This is a genomic window from Streptomyces sp. NPDC006326, from assembly GCF_040612915.1.
Classification (GTDB): Bacteria; Actinomycetota; Actinomycetes; order Streptomycetales; family Streptomycetaceae; genus Streptomyces.
The window spans coordinates 1-2,663 of record NZ_JBEXRC010000108.1 but is presented as its reverse complement, the minus strand read 5'-3'; the positions used below and the strand labels follow the sequence as shown (position 1 = coordinate 2,663).

Genomic DNA, 2,663 nt, shown 5'->3' with positions numbered 1-2,663 from the left:
GCCTACGTCGAACAGGACCTCCACGAGATCTACGAGGGCGAGGTCCGCTACGCCCGCGACGCCTTCGAAGGCCTCCGCCTCATGGACGCCCTGATGGGCATCAAGCGGGGAGTTCCCGGAGTCGAGCTCCCGGCCCTCAAGCAGCGCCGCGTACCGAAGCGGGACACGCCGTTCCTGGTGGCGGAACCCACGGAGGGCGGGCGGTCCGACGTGGCCCTCGACAATCCGGTGCCCGCCCCGCCGTTCTGGGGCACGCGCGTGATCAAGGGCATCCCGCTCAAGGACTACGCCTCCTGGCTGGACGAGACCGCCCTGTTCAAGGGCCAGTGGGGCCTGAAGGACGCCGAGACCATCGACACGGCCGGCCGGCCCCGGCTGCGTGGCTGGCTCGACCGGCTGCACACCGACGGGCTGCTCGAAGCGGCCGTCGTGCACGGCTACTTCCCCTGTGTGTCCAAGGGCGACGACCTGATCATCCTCGACGAGTTCGGCGGCGAGCGGACCCGCTTCACCTTCCCGCGCCAGCGCCGCGGCCGCCGTCTGTGCCTCGCCGACTTCTTCCGCCCCGAGGAATCCGGTGAGACCGACGTCGTCGGCCTCCAGGTCGTCACCGTAGGCAGCCGCATCGGGGAGGAGACGGCCCGGCTCTTCGCCGCCGACGCCTACCGCGATTACATGGAGCTGCACGGTCTCTCCGTCCAGCTGGCCGAGGCCCTCGCCGAGTACTGGCACGCCCGCGTCCGCACCGAGCTCGGCATCTCCGCCTCGGACCCGGCCTCCATGGACGGCATGTTCCGTACCGAGTACCAGGGCTGCCGCTACTCGCTCGGCTACCCCGCCTGCCCGGACCTGGAGGACCGCGCCAAGATCGCCGACCTGCTCCGGCCCGAGCGGATCGGCGTCCACCTCTCCGAGGAGTTCCAGCTCCACCCGGAGCAGTCCACCGACGCGATCGTGATCCACCACCCCGCGGCCACCTACTTCAACGCACGCTGAGGTGAACCCCGATGCCCCCTTCCCCGTCCCGCCCCGGCCTGCGCGAGCTCCTTGCACGGGGTGAGCGGTCCTACTCCTTCGAGTTCTTCCCGCCCAAGACCGATGCCGGGGAGCGGTCCCTCTGGGCGGCGATCCGCCGTATCGAGGCGTTCGACCCGTCCTTCGTCTCCGTGACGTACGGCGCGGGCGGCTCCTCCCGTGACCGGACCGTCCAGGTGACCAAGCGGATCGCCGCGGAGACGACGCTGCGCCCGGTAGCCCACCTCACCGCCGTCGGGCATTCGGTCGCCGAACTGCGCCACATCATCGGCCAGTACGCCGACGCGGGCATCCGCGATGTCCTCGCTCTCCGGGGCGACCCGCCCGGCGATCCCCGGGGCGCGTGGACGGCCCACCCGCAGGGGCTCACCCATGCGCGGGAACTGGTCGTGCTCATCCGGCAGTTGGGTGACTTCACGGTCGGTGTGGCGGCCTTCCCGGAACGGCACCCCCGCTCGCGCTCCTGGGACGAGGACATCCGCCACTTCATCGCCAAGTGCAGGGCCGGCGCCGACTACGCCATCACGCAGATGTTCTTCCACGTGGACGACTACCTGCGCCTGCGCGACCGGGTGGCCGCCGCCGGCTGCGATACGCCGATCATCCCCGAGATCATGCCGGCCACGGACGTGCGCCAGGTCGGCCGCTTCGCCGAACTGAGCAACGCCCGCTTCCCGCAGGCGCTCGCCAGCCGCCTCGAAGCGGCCAGGGACGACCCGGCCGCCGGCCACCGGATCGGCGTCGACTACGCGACCGCCATGTCGGAGCGCCTGCTCGCCGAGGGCGCTCCCGGCCTGCACTACATCACCCTCAACAAGTCCACCGCGACTCTTGAGATCCACCAGAACATCCAGAGCATCCACACCACAAGGAGTGCACGTGTCCTCGCAGCCGCCCGCTGACTTCACCGATTTCAAGGTCGCAGACCTCTCGCTCGCGGAGTTCGGCCGCAAGGAGATCACCCTGGCCGAGCACGAGATGCCGGGCCTGATGTCGATCCGCAAGGAGTACGCCGCCGCGCAGCCGCTGGCCGGCGCCCGCATCACCGGCTCCCTGCACATGACCGTGCAGACCGCCGTCCTCATCGAGACGCTCGTCGCGCTCGGCGCGCAGGTCCGCTGGGTCTCCTGCAACATCTACTCCACCCAGGACCACGCGGCCGCCGCCATCGCCGCCGCGGGCATCCCCGTCTTCGCCTGGAAGGGCGAGACGCTGGAGGAGTACTGGTGGTGCACCGAGCAGGCGCTGACCTGGCCGGGGCACACGGGCCCGAACATGATCCTGGACGACGGCGGCGACGCCACCCTCCTCGTCCACAAGGGCGTCGAGTACCAGAAGGCCGGGGCCGTCCCGGACGTCTCCACGGCGGAGAACGAGGAGATGGCGCTGGTCCTGGACCTGCTGCGCCGCAGCTCCCTCGACTGGACGGCGCTCGCGTCCGAGATCCGCGGTGTCACCGAGGAGACCACCACCGGCGTCCACCGCCTCTACGAGATGCACCGCGACGGCGCCCTGCTGTTCCCGGCGATCAACGTGAACGACGCGGTGACGAAGTCGAAGTTCGACAACAAGTACGGCTGCCGGCACTCGCTGATCGACGGGATCAACCGTGCCACGGACGTCCTGAT

At 70.2% G+C, this 2,663-nt stretch carries 3 protein-coding genes; all 3 read left to right on the top strand.

Annotation, left to right across the window (positions count from 1 at the left end):
* A partial coding sequence (locus ABZ128_RS35475) for a vitamin B12 dependent-methionine synthase activation domain-containing protein (protein ID WP_356854023.1) occupies window positions 1-996 on the top strand: 996 nt, incomplete at its 5' end.
* A gap of 11 nt (window positions 997-1,007) precedes the next feature.
* Window positions 1,008-1,937: a methylenetetrahydrofolate reductase [NAD(P)H] gene (gene metF / locus ABZ128_RS35470; protein WP_356854022.1), complete on the top strand. Its 930-nt coding sequence runs from the start codon at window positions 1,008-1,010 to the stop codon at window positions 1,935-1,937.
* Window positions 1,915-2,663: adenosylhomocysteinase (locus ABZ128_RS35465; RefSeq protein WP_356854020.1), on the top strand; the 749-nt coding region annotated here is incomplete at its 3' end. The genes metF and ABZ128_RS35465, both read left to right, overlap by 23 nt.

Coding starts and splice junctions, on each gene's coding strand:
- metF (WP_356854022.1), top strand. CDS start 1,008: ATGCCCCCTTCCCCGTCCCGCCCCGGCCTGCGCGAGCTCCTTGCACGG.